The organism is Streptomyces sp. NPDC001668, assembly GCF_042893155.1.
GTDB lineage: Bacteria > Actinomycetota > Actinomycetes > Streptomycetales > Streptomycetaceae > Streptomyces.
In genome coordinates this window covers 160,086-176,235 of record NZ_JBIAUQ010000006.1, presented here as the reverse complement: position 1 = coordinate 176,235, position 16,150 = coordinate 160,086, and the positions used below count along the sequence as shown (strand labels likewise).

Here is a 16,150-nt window from a genome sequence, read left to right as displayed (position 1 = left end):
GAACATGAAACCGGCGCCCGGGAGCTACCAACTCCCAAGCGCCGGGCCGGCGCCCCGAAGGGCACCGATTCACATCTCGCGGGCGGCGGGGCTTTTGCACGAGAACCGCCGCACCGCACTCCTACGAACAACGGAGTATCGCATGCTCGCCACGCCGAGCGAAACGCCGGCATGCCCGGACACGGCTCGCCAGCACCGCCTTGCTGCCCAGCTCGCCGACATGATCCCCGGCGCGGCCACCATCCGGGTCAGCCTCACCGACCCCGCACAGACGTGGCCCCACCCCCACACCATCGCCAAGGACGCGGGCGGGGCAACGGTCGAGCTGAGCCGGACGACCGCCAGGGTCGCGGCACGCTGGATCATGCGGGTCTGGCCGGACGTGAACTGGACCCGCCCTCACACCTTCGACCTCGCCACCGCGACCCTCACCCGCAGCGACCTTGTCGGTCGGGGCTGCTGACATGGCACGGATCCGGACCATCAAGCCGGAGGCGTTCTTCTCCGAGTCGCTCGCCGAGGTGAGCGTCGAGGCGGAGCGGACCTTCTTCGGCCTCCTCACCCAGGCCGACGACCACGGCCGCCATCGCGACAACGCCGCGATCATCGCGGGGCTGCTCTGGCCCCTGCGGGCCGAGCACACGTCGGTCCACGTCGAGGACGACCTCCAGCAGCTCGCCAACGCCGGCCTGCTCTGCCGGTACACCGGCTGCGACGGCCGCCGCTACCTCCACGTCGTGACCTGGTCCGAGCACCAGAAGATCGACAAGCCCAGCCAGTCCCGGCTGCCCTCCTGCCCGCAGCACCACGCGGCAGCCCGGTGCGGTCCCTGTAAGGGGACCTGCACCCGGCACCCCGAAGCGTCGCCCACCCCTACCCGAGAAGTCGCCGAGACTTCGGCGAACGCTCCCCGAACCCTCGACCCGCCCACGCAGGCCGCTCCGACACCTCCCATACCCCGAAGCGGGGCCCCGGCCGCCCGGCAGGACCCCTTGGTCGGCCTCGCCGAGACCCCTGATCGCCGTGACAAGAAAGCTGCAGGTCGGGAGGCATTCGCCGAAGGTTCCCCGAAGCCTCCCCGAAGTCTCGCGGAGGGCTCGGCGCCTGGATCAAGGATCTTGGATCCTGGATCTTCATTCCCTACGGGGCGCACAGCGCCCGCCACCACCGTCTCGGCCAACGACCTGATCGGCGAGTACGTCGCCGCATGCGACGAGCGTCCGCCCAGCGACGTGATCGGACACCTTGGCCGGATCGCGAAGAAGCTCCTCGGCGAGGGCATTGCCTCGGAGCACGTCCGCGCCGGGCTGAAGCGCTTCGCGGAGATCCAGGGCCACCCCAGCCGCCTGCCGAGCCTGGTCAACGACGCCATGAACGCTCGATCGGCCGGTTTGGCGCGGCCGGGAATCCGGCCTAACGTGCCCGCTCACCAGGCGTGGACCAACCCGGTCGACGCTGCCGCCGCCTACGCCGAGGAGCTGTGATGCGCACCCGTACCCGCGACCCGCAGACCCTCGGCGGCGCAGGCACCCTGGACCGGATGGCCCGGATCCTGGCCGCCCGCAACATCGACCCTGCCGCCGTCGCTGCCCTGGCCGACGAGCCCGAACCCTTCTCCCCGCTGGACGCCCTGCTGGCCACGATGCCCCCGCGCTACCAGGGCGCGGTCGCCGACCACCCGCAGGTCCTGGCCTGGGCGCGGGACGTCGCGCAGCAGGCCGTCGCCCCCAGCCGGGGAGCCCGGCGGCAGGTCACCACCGGCCCGAGCCTGCTGATGGCCGGGGTGGTCGGCGCGGGCAAGACGCACCAGGCGTACGGGGCGGTCCGACAGCTGGTGCAGACCGGAGTGGGCGTGCGGTGGCGCGCGACCACGGCCGCCGACCTGTACGCCGACCTGCGCCCTCGCCCCGGGGTGGACAGTGAGCAGGAGCTGGCGGCGGTCAGCCGGTGCCCACTGCTGATCATCGACGACCTCGGCGCGGCGAAGGCGTCCGAGTGGGTCGAGGAAGTGACCTACCGGTTGATCAACCGCCGGTACAACCACATGCTCCCGACGCTGATCACCACCAACCTCGCGATCAAGGACCTCCGGGCCCACCTCGGCGACCGCGTCACCTCCCGGCTCGCGCAGATGACCACCCGGGTCGAGTTCGAGCCGGTCGACCGCAGACGCCACCGCCCCGCCGCCTGACCCACCGCCGGCCGTACCGCCGGGCCGCGCCTTCAGCGCGCCGCCCCATGCACCTCCCGACCAAGCGCACCCCTCCGCCGACGCCCCTGCGCGCGGAGAGCGATCGGAGCAACCCGCATGACCACCACGACGATCAGCCCTGCCCGCCACCGCTCGCTCGGTGACCACACCTGGCAGGACCAGGCCGTCTGCCAGAGCACCGAGTACAACCCGGTGGACCCCGAAATCTTCTTCCCCGAGCCCGACGAGACCGTCAAGATCACAGCAGCCAAGACGCTGTGCGGCCAGTGCCCGGTCCGCCGCACCTGCCTGGACGCCGCCCTGGAAGGCGGCGACACCCACGGCATCCGGGGCGGGATGACCGAGGAGGAGCGCGAGCTGCTGCACGGGAAACTCGCCAGCCGCCTCGACTACAGCCGGGTCAACGCCACCATCGCCGGACGCGACGTGCACCTCACCAAGGCCGAGCGCCGCGCGGTCGTGCGCGCCGCCTACCGCCACGGCATCACCGAACAACGCCTGGCCTGGCTCCTGAAGATCAGCGAGGAGCACGCCCAGAAGCTCTACCGCGAGACCCGCCGAGCCCTGCGCAACCGCGACCTGGAGAAGAACACGAAGACCGCCTCACCCCCTGAGACCGACGGCAAGCACCTGGGCCGCGACGACTTCGGGACGGCGGCGTGAGTATCGCGAGCGCGCCAAGTACGGCGCACGTCACCGGCTGGGACCGCGCGGTCGTCATAGCCCTCGGCGGCGCAGGATGCGCCCTGTCCTACGATGCCCTGCAGCAGATGGCCGTCGCCATCCACGTGCGGGGTCTGCTGACCTACCTCTTCCCCTTGGTGATCGACGGGTTCATCGCGTACGGCATCCGTGCCCTGCTGGTCCTGCGCAACGCCCCCCTGCGAGCCCGGTTCTACGTGTGGACGCTCTTCGGCACGGCCACCGCCGCCAGCATCTGGGCCAACGCGCTGCACGCGGTCAGGCTCAACGAAGAGAACACCTCGGCCACCGGCCTGCGGCTCGGAGACGCAGTGGTCGCGGTGCTGTCCACCATCGCCCCGCTGGCCCTGGCCGGTGCGGTGCACCTGTACATCCTCATCGCCCGGGGGCCGGTCAAGGACAGTGACCGAGGTGACCGCGATGACCTCGGTCAGGCCGGTCAGCCCGAGCGCATCGCGGTCACTCGGACTGACCGGGCAGGTCAGCAGCAGCCGCAGCCCGGTCAGGTCGGCGCCGGACAGCCGGTCACCGCCCTGACCGACCGGCCCCGCCTGTCTCTGGACAAGCAAACCCCGGATGCCCGGACACCGAGCGGGGACAGCACCCCGGCGGACAGCAGCAGTCCGGACACTGGTCACCATGGCTGGGAGCCCAAGGCCGCTGACCTGGGCGGACAGCCGGACACCACCCCGGCGGTCAGTGACCGACAGACCGTCACCGAGCCGGTCACTGGTTACCCGAACAACCTCTCGCCGGTTAACGACCGGCCGGTCACTCCGGCACCGGTCGCTGACGGCACCCCCCGGGCAACCGGTGGCCGGCGACCTGACCCGGACACCGAGGAGCTGCTGGAGATCGCCCGGTCAGCGGTCAGGGCCGAGGACAAACTGACCCGCAAGGTGGTCGCCCAGGCGATCCGCGGTCAGCAGATCCCGCTGTCCAGCGACACGCTGACCGCCCTGATGGTCCAGCTCCGCCAGCAGCACGGACAGACGGTCACCACCCCCCGGAACTGACCGCACACCCCATGGGGCGGGTGACCGAGTCGGACACCTCGGTCGGTCACCCGCCCGGACGGCCCGCCCCACGACGTCCTCCCGTGAACCGGAGAGCACCGCCATGCGCACGAAACCCGCGACACCCGCCGAGGTGGACACCTGGCTGACGGTCCTGCACCAGCGCGGCCACCTCCACCGCGCCGAATCCGGTCCCGACAACACCTGGACCGTGCAACGACATCGACACAGCCGCCCCTGGACCCTGCACCACCCGGTCCTCGCCATGGACTGGATCGAGGACATCGTCCGCGACATCCACCAGCAGGACGCGGAGACGGGCCGGTGACCGCCAACGACCCGACGGCCAGCACCTCCGGACCGCCGCGTGACTCCAACTCGGCTCCAGGCGGAGCAAGTTGTCGCGTACGACGGTCCTACGGCCCGTCGTACGCACTTGCCCCCGCCCAGGGGAGCGGGGGAAGTCCGGCTGCTCCCCGAGCGAGGGCGCACGGGGACCGGCCGGACTCCCGGCACCAGGGGGCGCCGGTCGTGGGAGGAGAAGCAGACGACCGCGCCCCGCGCGAGCAGCAGAGCCCGAGCCAACCCGCGTTCCCCGACCGCAAGCCGCGCCGACGCACCCGCAACCCGAGCCAGCGCACCCACAAGACGACCACCCGCCTGTCCGACACCGAGAAGAGCGAGATCACTGCCGCCGCCAAGCAGCGCGCCGTCACCGTCGCCCGTTTCCTCGCCGCCGCCGGCCTCGCCGTCGCCCGCGGTTCGACCACCGTGCACACCAACGAACAGCTCGACGCCGCCATCGACGAGCTGGCCGCCCTGCGCACCGCCATCTCCCGTGTCGGCAACAACATCAACCAGATCGCCTTCGTCTACAACGCCGGAGGACAGCCCCTCCCCGGCGAACTCGACCGCGCCCTGACGACCGTGAACCGCGTCCTGACCCGCGTGGACGACGCGGCAGACACCCTGGTGAAGAAGCGCCTCTGATGGTCCCCAAGATCCGACGCGGCTCGCGCACCCATGGCCTGCTCGTCTACCTGTACGGCCCCGGCAAGCGCGACGAGCACACCGACCCCCACCTCGTCGGCAGTTGGGACGGCTTCGCCCCCGACCCCGGTCGCGACACCAGCCCCGACCCCGACCCCAAGGTCACCCTCGCCCGGCTCGCCGCCGCCCTGGACCTGCGGGTCAAGCAGGCTGGCGACAAGGCGCCGACCCAGCACGTCTGGCACTGCTCGGTCCGCACCGACCCCGGCGACCGGACCCTGACCGACGACGAGTGGAACACCGTCGCCCGCCGCCTGGTCCAGGCGGTCAACCTCGCCCCCGAAGGCGATCCTGACGGCTGCCGCTGGGTCGCGGTGCGCCACGCCGACGACCACATCCACATCCTCGCCACCATGGTCCGAGGCGACCTGCGCCGCCCGAGGATGAACTACGACTTCAAGAAGGCCCAGGCCGAATGCCGTCGTATCGAACAGGAGATGGGCCTGCGTCGGCTCAAGCCCGGCGACGGCACCGGAGCCAAGACGCCCACCAGCGCCGAGCGCTTCAAGGCCGAGCGGGTCGGCCGACCCGAGACAGCGCGCGAGACGCTGCGCGAAGCCGTCCGTCAGGCCGTCGCCGGAGCCGCCAGCGAGGCCGAGTTCTTCACCCGCCTTCGCGAGGCGGGCCTGCGCGTCAAGCTGCGGCACGCGCCTTCCGGGGCCGTCCTCGGCTACACGGTCGCGCTGCCCGGAGACCGCAACCGTGATCGCGAGCCGGTCTGGTTCGCGGGCTCGACCCTGGCCCCCGACCTCTCCTATCCCAGGATCCAGCGCCGCCTTGCCGACGGAACCCCCGAGACGGGCCCGCTGCTGGAAGCCGACAGCGTCCGCTTGGACTGGTCGCCGTCCGCACGGGGGCGACGCACCGCGACCGGGATCGCCGAGCGCGCCGCAGTCCTCCTGGACAGCGACGACGACGAAGCCGCAGCCCAACTCGTCGGAGTCGGTGAACTCCTGGACGCCGTCGCCCAGACCTCCCCGGCCGCCACCCGCGCCGAACTCGGCGCTGCCGCCCGCTCCTTCGAACGCGCCACCCGCAGCCACGTCCGAGCCGAACGCGCCGACACCCGGGCGATCCGCTCGGCGGCCCGGGGCATCATCCAGGCCGGTGGCGCGCTCGGCCGGGGAGAAGACGGCGGCACCACCGCCATGCTCGTCTCCACCCTGGTCCTGGTGGCGCTGGCCGCAGCACGCTGGCACTCCGCACGCGGTCACGCCCAGCAGGCCGAAGCCTCCCGACAGGCCGCCGAGCACCTTCGCGCCGCCTACCGCCATGCCGCCGCCGCACCCATGCAGGCCCTGCGCGACCAGGGCCGAGCCTTGCCCGAAGCCCAGCGCCGCACCTACGAGACCACCATCCGCGCCGCCCTGCCCGAGAACCGCACCCGACCCCGCACGAGCACGAAGAACGACGCCTTGGCCGCCACCCTGGCTCAGGCCGAGCAGGCAGGCCACGACCCGAAGGCCCTCCTGCAGGAGGCCATCGCCATGCGCGAACTCGACACGGCCGAGGACGTGAACGACGTCCTGGTCTGGCGACTGCGCCGCCTCGCCCAGCTCCCCGCCCACCCAGGCGAAGCCACTCGACGAACCCAATTCGGCACCGGCCGCGCCAAACCTCCCTCCAATCGGATCGGCGTCCGGACCGCGCCCCCGCCCTCGCCTCGGCCCGCCGCACCGGACCCGCACAGCCGCCCGCCGCGTCGCTGACCAGCAGTCCGGCAAGCCCGCCACCATTCTGCCGGACTGCGCGAAACACCTGGACAACCCGCTCCACCGGCTGTTACGGATGAAGAGAAGGCCCTCGACCGGGAGACGACGCTCGTGCTCAGAACGACCGACAACCACGTAGAGACGGCCCCCGTCCTGCCCGCCGCCCCCGCCGGAAGTGATCCGCTGCTGCAACTCCAGTACGAGACGCAGCCGCCCAGCGGACCCGGAACGACGCGATGCCTCAGCCACCCGCCGGAGCTGGCCCTGCGCGGCATCCCCGTGCTGTGCTCGGCCTGCCGGGCCCGGCGCGACTGGCTGCTCATCAACCACGGCCGCAATGTCTGGGTTCGCTGCCGCTGCGGCAACCAGTGGCTCGAGCCCGAGATCAGCCGCGCCGACTTTGACGCCATGATCGCCATCCCGGACGGGACGACGTACCCCAGCGTCGGACAGGGCCTGATCGCACTCGGCTTCGACGGCGCGTTCGCCGGCACCTACCTGGAGTAGGGCAGCGCGGTTCCGCTCCCTGCACCAGCAGCGAACACCGCTTGCGTAGCATGCTGTCGGCCCCCGGACGCATCCGGTGAGGCCGACATGACGCGGTGAAAGGGCAGCAGTGCAGCGGATCGGCCTCTACTACCCGTACGTGCACTTCCGCAAGGAGCAGTGGATCAAGGCCGCCGCCCTCTACTGGCCGGGTCTGGCCCGAGTCGTACCACGCGGTTTTCGTGTCAACGACTCGGACCTGGTCAAGGCCCTGCGCGACGGGCTGGACAACTTCCTCACCGACGTGGACCCCAGGGAGGCGGCAGCCGCTGTCGCCCCAGCCTTCCTGAAGGCTGTCGAGGACCACGGCACCGAACTGAGGCAGCGCTTTCTGGCAACGGCCGACACACGACCCTTCCACACGCATCAGGGGAACCGGCCTGAGCTGTTGATGGGAGAGCGCATCATCAACGCCGAGCCGACCTCGCCGGACGACCTGCGAACGCTTCCGCGCGACGAACGCCCCCTCGCCGGCCTCTACCCGCACGAGGTAGACGCAGGGCTTGCCGGCGCCCTACGCGGTGCCGGTCTCGCCGTGTCGGCCATGCGGTCGCGCATCGCCAGATCCGCAGACGTGACGTGGCTGGCCATGGACCCGGTCCTGGCCTGGATCTACAAGTGCGTGCTCACCGAGGAGCTGGCCCGCCGTACGCGCTACGCGCCGATCACCGACCAGGTCGCGGCCCACAGCGCCACGGACGGCTGGGACAGCGACCGGATCGCTGCCGCCATGTTGGGCGAGCCGCCCCGACCGGCAAGCTCCGGCGAGACAACACGACTCGGGCTGATGGCCGTGCAGTGCGTCCTCCCGGACGGCCTGCGCTCGGTGCCGGTGGCGAAGATCATCCAACTGCGGAACGACTACAAGGCAGAATTCAGTGCCTTCAGGCGAGCAGTCGACAAGGCTGCGGCAGACCTGCGGGAGCAGGTGGGAGGCATCGAAGACCGCGCAGCCTTCGAACACCACCTCCGGATGACATTCGACGAGAGCATCGCCCAGCCACTTGAGGACCTGCGGAAGGCTATGAGCGGCCTCAACCTCAAAACCTTCTACAGCGCGCTGAACTACAAGTTCGAAGTGCCCGCCCTCGCCGCGGCGGCGAGCGGCTGGGCAGGCAACGTGCCGATCGCCGGAGGAAGTCTCGCGATCGCCGCCGCGACCCTGCGCCAGGCCACCGTGGAGGCACGCGACACTCAGCTTGCTGGCTCTCCGGTCAGCTACCTGCTCAGGGTGGAACGGAACCTGAAGCCGACCACACTGGTGCGGCGGGTGGCGCGAGCGCTTGGCCGAGCCGCGGGCACCGGAATCTAGCTCGTACTTCACGGGTGACTCTCTTGCGCAGCTTCTGAGCTTGATCACGGCAGGGAGCGGTCGATCAACAACTCCTTGATCTCGTTGTTCGCGTGCGCGCCTACGGTGCCGCTTCAACCCCTCCGTAACACCCGCACCCTACGGACCAACAGGCCACAGAAACAGAGGAGTTATTGATCGTCAGCTCCCTGGCTGGCTCGCCGGGCCTACTTGTCGCGGGTCGGAGCCAGCTTCATCCTGGTCGGCGAGCGTCGCCAATCGGGTATCCAGGGGGGACATGTGACGACCGGCAGGGGCAGCACTCAACGCGCCCGGAGGCTTTCGACGGGCTTGGCGTACGGCCTACTCGGACTCGGGGTGATGGGACTGATCGCGTTCACCCCGTTCCTGCTGGCCGCGATGGCTCCCGCAGGCACGGACTGGGGAAAGCTCAGTGACGTCAGTCAGACGTACGGGGCCGTCTCTGTCGTGTTCTCGGCCGTAGCCCTTGCCGGCGTGGCACTCTCGCTCCTCTACCAGGTTCGCCAGGCCCGTACGAGCAACGAGCAGGCCATCAGGGATAGCCACCTCCAACTCGCGGCGCTTGCGCTGAGCAACCCGGATCTGCTCCAAGCGTGGTCACCGCCCAACGCGCCGGTCTCCTTGAAGAGGCACCAGCAGCACTTGATCACGTCCCTTGCTCTCGGCGAGTTGCTGCAGCGCTTCCGCATCGGTCACTTACCCGCTCAGAAGCTCGCCGTGAAGCTCGACAGCCACTTCCGCGGCGAGATCGCGCGCGAACAGTGGGAGCGCGAAGGGCCTGGATGGCGCCGCACCATGAGCGCGGGTGATCGCCGTGACCGTACGTTCGTCAACCTGGTGGAGGAGCGCTACCAGGCCGCCGTGGCGGCAGGGCCAGCACCCGCCCTCGCAGAGTTCCAAGAACGGACAGACAGGCCCTCCTAGGGTCTGTGCGGGGTTGTGATCTCGTGGCCCCCGTCCCTCCCCGACCGGGGGTCCACGAGATCACAACCCACTTGACCCTTCAACGGCATCGAGCACTGGGGCACCCGTCCACCCAGTGGCACCACCCGCGGTAAGTTCTCACTCAGCAGTCGTAGCTCTTGAGCGTCTTCGAGGCACCGGTGGCTGACTTCAGGTAGTCGTTTTCCGACTTCAGACTCTCCTTCTCCGCCGTCGACTCCGCCAACTGCGTGACCAGGCCGGCAGCCATGGACAGGAGCCCCTCGTGCTTCGTCTGGAGTTCCTCGTGCTCTTCCTGAAGCCCTTCGTGCTCTTCCTGAAGCCCTTCGTGCTCTTCCTGAAGTCCCTTGTACTTCCAGGCGAGGACCCCGATGGCGGTGGTGGCCAGAACGCCGACGCCGGCCTTGACCAGGACCTTGGCTTTGCCGAACTTACCTCCGGCCGGCCCGGCACCGTCCTTGCCGATGCAAACGTGGCCCGTCTGTTGCGAGTGCTGTTCAGTCTCGCCGAGATGGTCGCTCTGAAACGAGCACGATCCGCATTGGTAATGGGTCATCAGCTGTTCCTCTCCCCCGAGGAGATGAGCTTGCCACAGGTCACGTGGCTCCGACGCCCACTTGGTCGTCCTCGTACGCCCACCGGCGCTGGGGGAAGGACGCGCGCCTACACGGGCGTGCGTGCCCGCTGGTTGTGGGCTATGCCGTCCACGCTCCCAGGGCCCATGGCGCGCCACGGAACGACCCTCTTGTTGTCGAGCACGAAGAGCAGGAGTGAACGGATCCGGCCACGCTCAGCCGCGGTTGCCGTACCTGGGTAGCTCGCCCCGGAAGTCGCAGCCGGGGCACTTGTCCTCGCCCTGGACGTGGCCCTCGTACCAACCGTGGACGGCTGCGTGGAGGATCGCCTCCTCCACCGAGGCTTCGCCGCTGCGGACCGCCGCGATGGCGTTGCCGACAATCAGCCGGAGTACGGCGCTGTCGGGCGAGGGGAACGGTGGGGACGGCATCGGCGAGTCGGTCGTCATGGCCGCAGCCTATGGGTGGGACCGACTGCCGGTCAGTCGGATGCGGTGCCGTCGGGTCGGGCGGGTCGCTGCGGGACCCTCGGCCGACCGGCTGCCAGCCCTGCCAGGTGGCGGGCCTCCAGCGCGGTTGCGGTCATACCCCGGCGAGGCGGTTGGAGAGGTCCAGGGCGCTGGTGGCGACCGCGAGGGCGGCGCACAGGCCGGTCACCTCGTGGATGGTGGGGCGGACCAGGCGCGGCCAGTCGTCGGGGGCGGCGGGCCAGGAGGCGAGGAGGACCTCGGTGGTGGCCAGGCCGAGGTGGGCGGTGACGTCCCAGCCCGCGCGGGAGGCGGGCTCCCAGTGCAGACGGATACGGCCGAGCGGGAGTTCATGGGTGTCCGCTGGGAGCCAGGAGACGTCGAGCGGTCCCTCCGGGAGGGCGGAGACGCGCTGGACCAGTGCGCCGCTCGCTCCCGGCGGCATGGGCCGCACGGCGAGGGCGTGCAGAGGGTGGGCGGTGGAAGGGCGGTGTCGCGGTGAGATCGGGGCCTCCTGGACAGGTCCGTACGGCGGGTCAGGCCCAGGCGAGGGCGTTGCGGACCGATGCCGGGAGGTAGCCCTCTTGGCCGTTTTCGGCGATGAACGCCATGCCGTCGCCCACGACGACGTCGGTGCCGACGTAGTGGGCGAAGGGCCAGTCGGGGTTGACGGCCAGGCGGATCGGCAGGTCGGGGTCGAGGTTCTGAAGTTGGCGGAGCAGGTGGCCGACGGTCAGGCACTGGGGCACGGGAGATCTCCGAGAGCGAGATAGAGGGTGAAGCGGTGCGGCTGGTGGATGGTCACCAGGCGTCGAGGCGGAGCAGGTCACCGTGCACATGTGCAACGGGTCTGCGCTGGTGGGGGGCTTGCTTGACGAGGTCAGAAGGTGCGGAGTCGTCGCTTCTCTGCGTGCCGTTGTGCGCGGCGGCGCAGGACCTTCGCCTTCGATCCGATGGTGGAGGGGTAGAGGTAGCAAGTGCAGCCTTTCCGTGCGTATCGGCAGGTCCGGCGGTAGGGGCGGGTAGCGCCGAGCGTGCGGGCCACGATGACTCCTTCGCGAGGTCGGGCCGGACGGCAGTGCGGCGGTCTGGCCGTCGTTACTGAGAGGTCCGGGGAAGTGCGGCGATGAGCGCGGCGAGGAAACCGGCCACGCCCTCGGAAGGGGTGTCGGGGCCGAACTCCTGGATCCAGGGCTCGGCGTCGGAGGGGCAGACCCGGACCTGCCAGACGATGCCGCGCTTCCAGGCGGCGGTGTCCTCGGGGAGCCAGCCGACGTACACCCGGCCGTCCGGGCTGGTGCAGTGCACGTTGGCCTCCGGGGTGTCGACGATCGCCCAGCCGAGCCCGCCGAGCAGTTCGAGTACCGGGCTTGCACAGTGGTCGCTGGAGAGCCAGGCGCGTTCCTCCACGGCGGGGCGGACGACGGCTGGCAGGAGGGTGCTGGAGGCGTTCACGAGTGGGCGTCCCTTCGTTGACCTGCGGGTTTTCCCGACGTCCGTACGTTGACATGCGGTGTGCCGAAGTACGTAGTTGTTTCCCGGAAGGTGAGGTCTGCCGTGGGCGAACTGGCCGTCGAGGAGAGCGGAGGCCGGCGGGCCGGGGAATGGACCGGCGCGACCGGTTGTCGTAACCGGGTTGCGGCGCGGGGCCGTACAGAGCAGAAGGGGCAGGCCATGGCGGAGTCGAGCAGACACTGGGACGGTGCCGGGCTGGAGCGCAAGATCTGTGTCGCCGGACGGCCGTGGACGGTGGGCGACATAGCGATGGTGGCCGACAGGCAGTGGGCCGTGGGCATCCAGGCGCGGAGGCAGCGTTGCGGGGAAGCCGTGGTGGAGCGTCGGATCGCGGACGGCCGGCGCGTCGAGCTGACGTTGGTGGAGCTGGCCCGCGCGATGGACTCCTGGTCCGGCGCGGCCCATCGCGACGAAGACTCCCGCTGACCGGTTACCTTCCGGGCCCGGTCGTGGCCACCGTGGGGCGGACAGCGGCCGACGGGGCGGGCTGGTCCGGTGGTTGGCCCAGGGCACGCGGCGCGTGCGCGGAGCGGGCGACAGCGGCCTGGACCAGGCTGAGCGACGGCGCCCGGTCCGTGGTCACGGCGGCTTCGCGGGCCTCGATCACGTGGCTGATCGCCTGCAGGGCTATGCGGCTCTCGGCCTGCGCGACGCGCAGGTCCACCGCCGAGCTGGTGATCCGCTCCAGGGCGTGGAAGGCCGGCACATGATCGGGCCGGGTGAGGGCGTGCAGACGGTCCTGGTGGACGGCGACCGCGTTGTTCGAGACGACGAGGCTCGAACGGATATGCATCGCCGAGCGCAGGAGCGGATCCTCGACGGGGCGGCGAACCGCGAGGGTTTCCAGCGCCTCGATGGGGCGGCCCCAGGCTTTCTCGATCATCGCGTCGGCCTGGTCGAGTGCGGTGGCGTCGGGCATGGCGGAACTCCCGGTATTCGGAGGTGCTGCTTCGGTCAGAGGCGACGTCTCGGAGGGGCTGGGGACGGGAGTCAGCGGCTGTGCCGTGGGGCCGACGGGCTGGCCGGCGGCCTGGCCGCAGCTGCGTGTGCGAGGTTGCCCGATAGATTCTGTGCCCAAGTCGCGGTGCGACTGCGAGCGGCCACCACGCGGAGGTCGGCTGCTGTCTGCGGGGCGCGTGCGGCGCGGTGGACGGCCTGGGCGACAGCGGTGCGGCGCACGTCGAGTGGGGTCGGAGCACGAGAGATCTGAGGATCGGCGGCTTGGCCGACCGGAGCCAGCGTGACCAGGTGCTCCACCTTGCGGTTGATCTGGTGCCGCTCACGAATCGCCGGGGCTGAGTCCGACATGGCGGCTGCGGTCGCCGCGATCAGGTGGGTCGGGGTGCGGGCTGTGAAGACCGCTTCCGCGCGCGTGCCCCAACCCGGAGGACCGGCCCACAGCCTGACGGTTTCGGCGTCCCAGTCAGAGAGGCGGTTGTCGATCAGAACGCCCGCTTGTCCGTCGGGGGCGATGATCTCGACAGTGCCGCGCTCGGCCGCCCCGTCGGTGGTCCAGCCGGCATTGGTCAGCGGCCGGACGGCACCAGCCCAGTACAACGACGGGCTCGTCAAGAAGCGCGCGTTGCCTTCGGTGGCCTCGGCTTCGGCGTAGTCGCGGGCCAGAGCGCTGGTGAGCCCGGCGACGATCTCGGCAGGGATGACGTGGTTGAAGGTTGCCGTCCAGCGGGGTGCGGAGACGGCGTCCTCGGCGGCGGTGATCTTCCACAGTTCGAAGTCGTCGCCGAACCAGCCGATCCGTATTCGCTGGTCGGGCGAGGTGACGAGGAGCTGGCAGGGGCCCTCGTCGAGATAGTGGTGCGGCCAGTGACTGACAGGGGCGAAGCCAGCGTCCCCGGTCCCGTTGGAGCCGGCCAGGTACATGGGGCTGACCAGTACCTCTTGATAGGGATGCTGGTCGTAGGGCTGGGTGTTCACGGTCGAGACTCCGAGGTGTAGGAGGGGAACGCGCCCGCGTGCGCAGAGGAACGAACGGCTGGACTGCACGGGGGCGCCGTGGCAACGGCGTGAAGCGGCTGACTCTCAGCGCCACCCGGATCACCGGCCCCGGAAGGAGGCCGACTGAGCGGCCACGGCCACCGGCACCCGCGGTTGTGGCTGCGGGGCGTGGCTGAACAGGGAGCTGGGCGCGGCGGTGCTCCGCCGCAGGGCCGCTGAGGTACGGATGCCGTCCGACCCCGGCGGGATGCCCGTGTGGGTGCGCGTGGCCGCCGCGACCCGGACAGGGGCGGGACGCGGTGCGGCGACGGGGATGCTCCAGTGCTCGACGGCTGCGTAGACCGGGCCGAGCGCCCGCCCGGCTGCGGTCAGGACGTACGGATCGCCGTGGCGCGGTCCGGTGCGGGTGACCAGGCCGTCGAGCTGAAGCCGGATCAGGCGCTGCCGGGTGAAGCTGTTGTCCAGTCCTGCCTGTTCGGCGATGTGGACGAACCGCATGGGCCCGCCCGCGTCGAGGACCTGGATCACGGCGGTCGAGTGGCGAAGGTGCAGCCGGCGCACGGCGTCCTCGACGCGCTCGGCACCGGCCACCTTGCCTAGCGGCAGGTGCGCGTGGGACCAGTCGGACAGCGCACGGTGTACCGAAGACAGGGCGTTGCCGAACCCACTGAGCTGGTACGGGGCACCGTGGCGATCACCGGCTCGGATCACCAGCCCGTCATCGTGCATCTGGGCCAGCCGCTTGCCGACGAACTGCTCGCTGACGAAGGGGAGGCGGGCGGCGACATCACGCACACGCATGGGGCCGCCCTGCTGGGCCAGAGTCTGTGCCGACCAGGTGGTCCACTTCGGCGCTATCAGGGACAGTGCGTCCTCGACGCGCTGGGCGTCGACGGAGCCGATCTGGGAGGTTGCGGGTTGTGTGGGGGTGGACATGGCGGTAACTCCGTTAGGGCGAAGGGGAATCGGGCGGCGGGGTGCGGATCAGTGGAGGTCGCGCTCGGCACGGAGACGCTGGAGCACCGCGCCGAGGCGGCGGTTGCTGACGTGGATGCCGCGGGCGCGTAGGCCCTGGCGCAGAGCTTCGCGGTTGAGCCGGGGCAGACGGGCGGCGACCTGGCGGGCTACGGCTATGAGGTCCTCATCGCCCGGCGCGGGGCCGGTTCGCCGGGCGGTCGAAGGCCGACGGGCGGCAGGCTGGTCCAGGAGGAGGCGGACGTCCAGCAGGTCCCAGACTGCCTCGGCTTCCGACTGCTCGCGGCGTTCGAGGTCCACGACTTCGGCCGCGTACCGCAGCACGAGGTCGTCGAGGGCGTGGTGGCCGGAGCGGCAGCGCTGCCAGGCCGCGTCGAGATTGCGGCGGGCGGCACGGGCATGGGCGTTCGTAGTGGCCAGGCCGTCGAGCCGCCGCAGCACGATGGGCAGAACGGGATCTCCCGAACCGCCATGCGCGCTGTGGCGCTGGAGGTCCTCCAGCGGTCGGCCGTACCGGTGCTCGACCAGGTGGCGGGTGTAGATCACGGTGGACATGGGGGTCTTCCTCCTGAGGATTTCAGCGGGAGCGGGAGGGCTTGGCGGTCGGGCCGGCGGGGGAACGCGGGTCGCGGGGTGGACGGTCGTCGCTCAGCGCCAAGGGGCCTCGACGCAGAACTTCTCGGCGACCAGGTGCGCGCCGGGCCGCTTCGCCCTGTCGTGGGGGTTCATTCGGCAGCGTCCATCCGGGCGAGCAGGGAGCGCACCAGGGTGGGCAGGCTGTCGGGGCCCTCGCCAATTCGGACGTGATCGGTTGCCTCACTGAGGACGTACGCGGCGTCTTCGAGGAGGCCGCTGGAGATCTCCATGCAGGCGTCGGTGATCCGGGAGGCGGCGAGCAGGGACCGCGAGAGCACCTCGACGTAGTCGCCGGGGCTGAGGTCGGCAGCCTCGGCGGCTGTGCGGATGGCGGCCAACTCCAGCGCGCTGAACGCGAAGTCGAACTCGTCGTCCTGGTCCGTTGGCGAGGGCGCGACGAAGGCCGGGTCCGGCGGCTCGGCGGGGATGCCGACGCGCGTGCAGATCTGGTCGACGGAGGCGGTCAGCTCGGCGAGAGACTCGGTGAGCCAGCCGAGCGCGGAAGCGTAGGAC

General features: G+C 70.6%; 23 protein-coding genes. 13 read left to right on the top strand and 10 right to left on the bottom strand.

Going from position 1 to position 16,150, the window contains the following annotated elements:
* Nucleotides 1-142 precede the first annotated feature (142 nt).
* From ACFYZ8_RS20505 to ACFYZ8_RS20455, 11 genes are all read left to right on the top strand, one after another.
* The gene (locus tag ACFYZ8_RS20505; RefSeq protein ID WP_389049959.1) at nucleotides 143-463 is read left to right on the top strand and encodes a transcriptional regulator; all 321 of its coding nucleotides are present in this window, start codon (nucleotides 143-145) and stop codon (nucleotides 461-463) included.
* A 1-nt stretch (nucleotide 464) separates the two neighbouring features.
* A complete protein-coding gene (locus tag ACFYZ8_RS20500) occupies nucleotides 465-1,484 on the top strand; it encodes a hypothetical protein (RefSeq protein WP_389049957.1) in 1,020 nt (339 codons plus the stop codon).
* Nucleotides 1,484-2,191, top strand: coding sequence for an ATP-binding protein (locus ACFYZ8_RS20495; RefSeq protein ID WP_389049955.1), 708 nt, complete (start codon nucleotides 1,484-1,486; stop codon nucleotides 2,189-2,191). Before ACFYZ8_RS20500 ends, ACFYZ8_RS20495 begins: the two co-directional genes overlap by 1 nt.
* A gap of 117 nt (nucleotides 2,192-2,308) precedes the next feature.
* Nucleotides 2,309-2,875, top strand: a complete 567-nt coding sequence (locus ACFYZ8_RS20490) for a WhiB family transcriptional regulator (RefSeq protein ID WP_389049953.1) — start codon at nucleotides 2,309-2,311, stop codon at nucleotides 2,873-2,875.
* Complete coding sequence (locus ACFYZ8_RS20485; RefSeq protein WP_389049951.1) at nucleotides 2,872-3,930, top strand: DUF2637 domain-containing protein; 1,059 nt, start codon at nucleotides 2,872-2,874, stop codon at nucleotides 3,928-3,930. The genes ACFYZ8_RS20490 and ACFYZ8_RS20485 overlap by 4 nt, the downstream gene beginning before the upstream one ends.
* A gap of 103 nt (nucleotides 3,931-4,033) precedes the next feature.
* On the top strand, nucleotides 4,034-4,258 hold the full coding sequence (locus ACFYZ8_RS20480; protein ID WP_107444253.1) for a hypothetical protein: 225 nt from the start codon (nucleotides 4,034-4,036) through the stop codon (nucleotides 4,256-4,258).
* A 203-nt stretch (nucleotides 4,259-4,461) separates the two neighbouring features.
* The gene (locus ACFYZ8_RS20475) at nucleotides 4,462-4,920 is read left to right on the top strand and encodes a plasmid mobilization protein (RefSeq protein WP_330348757.1); all 459 of its coding nucleotides are present in this window, start codon (nucleotides 4,462-4,464) and stop codon (nucleotides 4,918-4,920) included.
* Nucleotides 4,920-6,689, top strand: a complete 1,770-nt coding sequence (locus ACFYZ8_RS20470) for a relaxase/mobilization nuclease domain-containing protein (RefSeq protein WP_389049949.1) — start codon at nucleotides 4,920-4,922, stop codon at nucleotides 6,687-6,689. The genes ACFYZ8_RS20475 and ACFYZ8_RS20470 overlap by 1 nt, the downstream gene beginning before the upstream one ends.
* Nucleotides 6,690-6,803: 114 nt before the next feature.
* Nucleotides 6,804-7,199: a hypothetical protein gene (locus ACFYZ8_RS20465; RefSeq protein WP_389049947.1), complete on the top strand. Its 396-nt coding sequence runs from the start codon at nucleotides 6,804-6,806 to the stop codon at nucleotides 7,197-7,199.
* 109 nt (nucleotides 7,200-7,308) lie between these two features.
* On the top strand, nucleotides 7,309-8,550 hold the full coding sequence (locus tag ACFYZ8_RS20460; protein WP_389049944.1) for a DUF6236 family protein: 1,242 nt from the start codon (nucleotides 7,309-7,311) through the stop codon (nucleotides 8,548-8,550).
* A 360-nt stretch (nucleotides 8,551-8,910) separates the two neighbouring features.
* Nucleotides 8,911-9,495 carry a DUF6082 family protein gene (locus tag ACFYZ8_RS20455; RefSeq protein ID WP_389049941.1) on the top strand — a complete coding sequence of 195 codons (585 nt, stop codon included), beginning with the start codon at nucleotides 8,911-8,913 and terminating at the stop codon, nucleotides 9,493-9,495.
* Nucleotides 9,496-9,637: 142 nt separating this feature from the next.
* Here the strand turns inward: ACFYZ8_RS20455 and ACFYZ8_RS20450 are convergent, their stop codons facing one another.
* The 5 genes from ACFYZ8_RS20450 to ACFYZ8_RS20430 form a co-directional block, all read right to left on the bottom strand.
* The gene (locus ACFYZ8_RS20450) at nucleotides 9,638-10,069 is read right to left on the bottom strand and encodes a hypothetical protein (RefSeq protein ID WP_389049939.1); all 432 of its coding nucleotides are present in this window, start codon (nucleotides 10,067-10,069) and stop codon (nucleotides 9,638-9,640) included.
* Between the two features lie 234 nt (nucleotides 10,070-10,303).
* Nucleotides 10,304-10,537 carry a hypothetical protein gene (locus ACFYZ8_RS20445; RefSeq protein WP_381208669.1) on the bottom strand — a complete coding sequence of 78 codons (234 nt, stop codon included), beginning with the start codon at nucleotides 10,535-10,537 and terminating at the stop codon, nucleotides 10,304-10,306.
* Nucleotides 10,538-10,670: 133 nt separating this feature from the next.
* Nucleotides 10,671-11,000 carry an esterase gene (locus ACFYZ8_RS20440; RefSeq protein WP_389049937.1) on the bottom strand — a complete coding sequence of 110 codons (330 nt, stop codon included), beginning with the start codon at nucleotides 10,998-11,000 and terminating at the stop codon, nucleotides 10,671-10,673.
* Nucleotides 11,001-11,091: 91 nt separating this feature from the next.
* On the bottom strand, nucleotides 11,092-11,304 hold the full coding sequence (locus tag ACFYZ8_RS20435) for a hypothetical protein (RefSeq protein WP_133910646.1): 213 nt from the start codon (nucleotides 11,302-11,304) through the stop codon (nucleotides 11,092-11,094).
* Nucleotides 11,305-11,653: 349 nt separating this feature from the next.
* Entirely contained in the window at nucleotides 11,654-12,010 is a 357-nt protein-coding gene (locus ACFYZ8_RS20430) for a DUF317 domain-containing protein (protein WP_389049935.1), read from the bottom strand.
* A gap of 102 nt (nucleotides 12,011-12,112) precedes the next feature.
* Between ACFYZ8_RS20430 and ACFYZ8_RS20425 the strand changes: the two genes are divergently transcribed.
* Nucleotides 12,113-12,496: a hypothetical protein gene (locus ACFYZ8_RS20425; protein ID WP_389049933.1), complete on the top strand. Its 384-nt coding sequence runs from the start codon at nucleotides 12,113-12,115 to the stop codon at nucleotides 12,494-12,496.
* 4 nt (nucleotides 12,497-12,500) lie between these two features.
* Here the strand turns inward: ACFYZ8_RS20425 and ACFYZ8_RS20420 are convergent, their stop codons facing one another.
* The 5 genes from ACFYZ8_RS20420 to ACFYZ8_RS20400 all read right to left on the bottom strand — a co-directional run bounded on the left by ACFYZ8_RS20420 (nucleotide 12,501) and on the right by ACFYZ8_RS20400 (nucleotide 15,975).
* Entirely contained in the window at nucleotides 12,501-12,989 is a 489-nt protein-coding gene (locus ACFYZ8_RS20420; protein ID WP_389049931.1) for a hypothetical protein, read from the bottom strand.
* Nucleotides 12,990-13,060: 71 nt separating this feature from the next.
* Nucleotides 13,061-13,951, bottom strand: coding sequence for a DUF317 domain-containing protein (locus ACFYZ8_RS20415; RefSeq protein ID WP_389050079.1), 891 nt, complete (start codon nucleotides 13,949-13,951; stop codon nucleotides 13,061-13,063).
* Nucleotides 13,952-14,125: 174 nt separating this feature from the next.
* A complete protein-coding gene (locus ACFYZ8_RS20410; RefSeq protein WP_389049929.1) occupies nucleotides 14,126-14,962 on the bottom strand; it encodes a winged helix-turn-helix transcriptional regulator in 837 nt (278 codons plus the stop codon).
* Nucleotides 14,963-15,010: 48 nt separating this feature from the next.
* Nucleotides 15,011-15,556, bottom strand: coding sequence for a hypothetical protein (locus ACFYZ8_RS20405; RefSeq protein WP_389049927.1), 546 nt, complete (start codon nucleotides 15,554-15,556; stop codon nucleotides 15,011-15,013).
* A 170-nt stretch (nucleotides 15,557-15,726) separates the two neighbouring features.
* Entirely contained in the window at nucleotides 15,727-15,975 is a 249-nt protein-coding gene (locus ACFYZ8_RS20400) for a hypothetical protein (RefSeq protein ID WP_389049924.1), read from the bottom strand.
* Between ACFYZ8_RS20400 and ACFYZ8_RS20395 the strand changes: the two genes are divergently transcribed.
* Nucleotides 15,965-16,147, top strand: a complete 183-nt coding sequence (locus ACFYZ8_RS20395; protein WP_389049922.1) for a hypothetical protein — start codon at nucleotides 15,965-15,967, stop codon at nucleotides 16,145-16,147. The two genes, ACFYZ8_RS20400 and ACFYZ8_RS20395, sit on opposite strands and share 11 nt — an antisense overlap.
* Nucleotides 16,148-16,150: the final 3 nt, after the last annotated feature.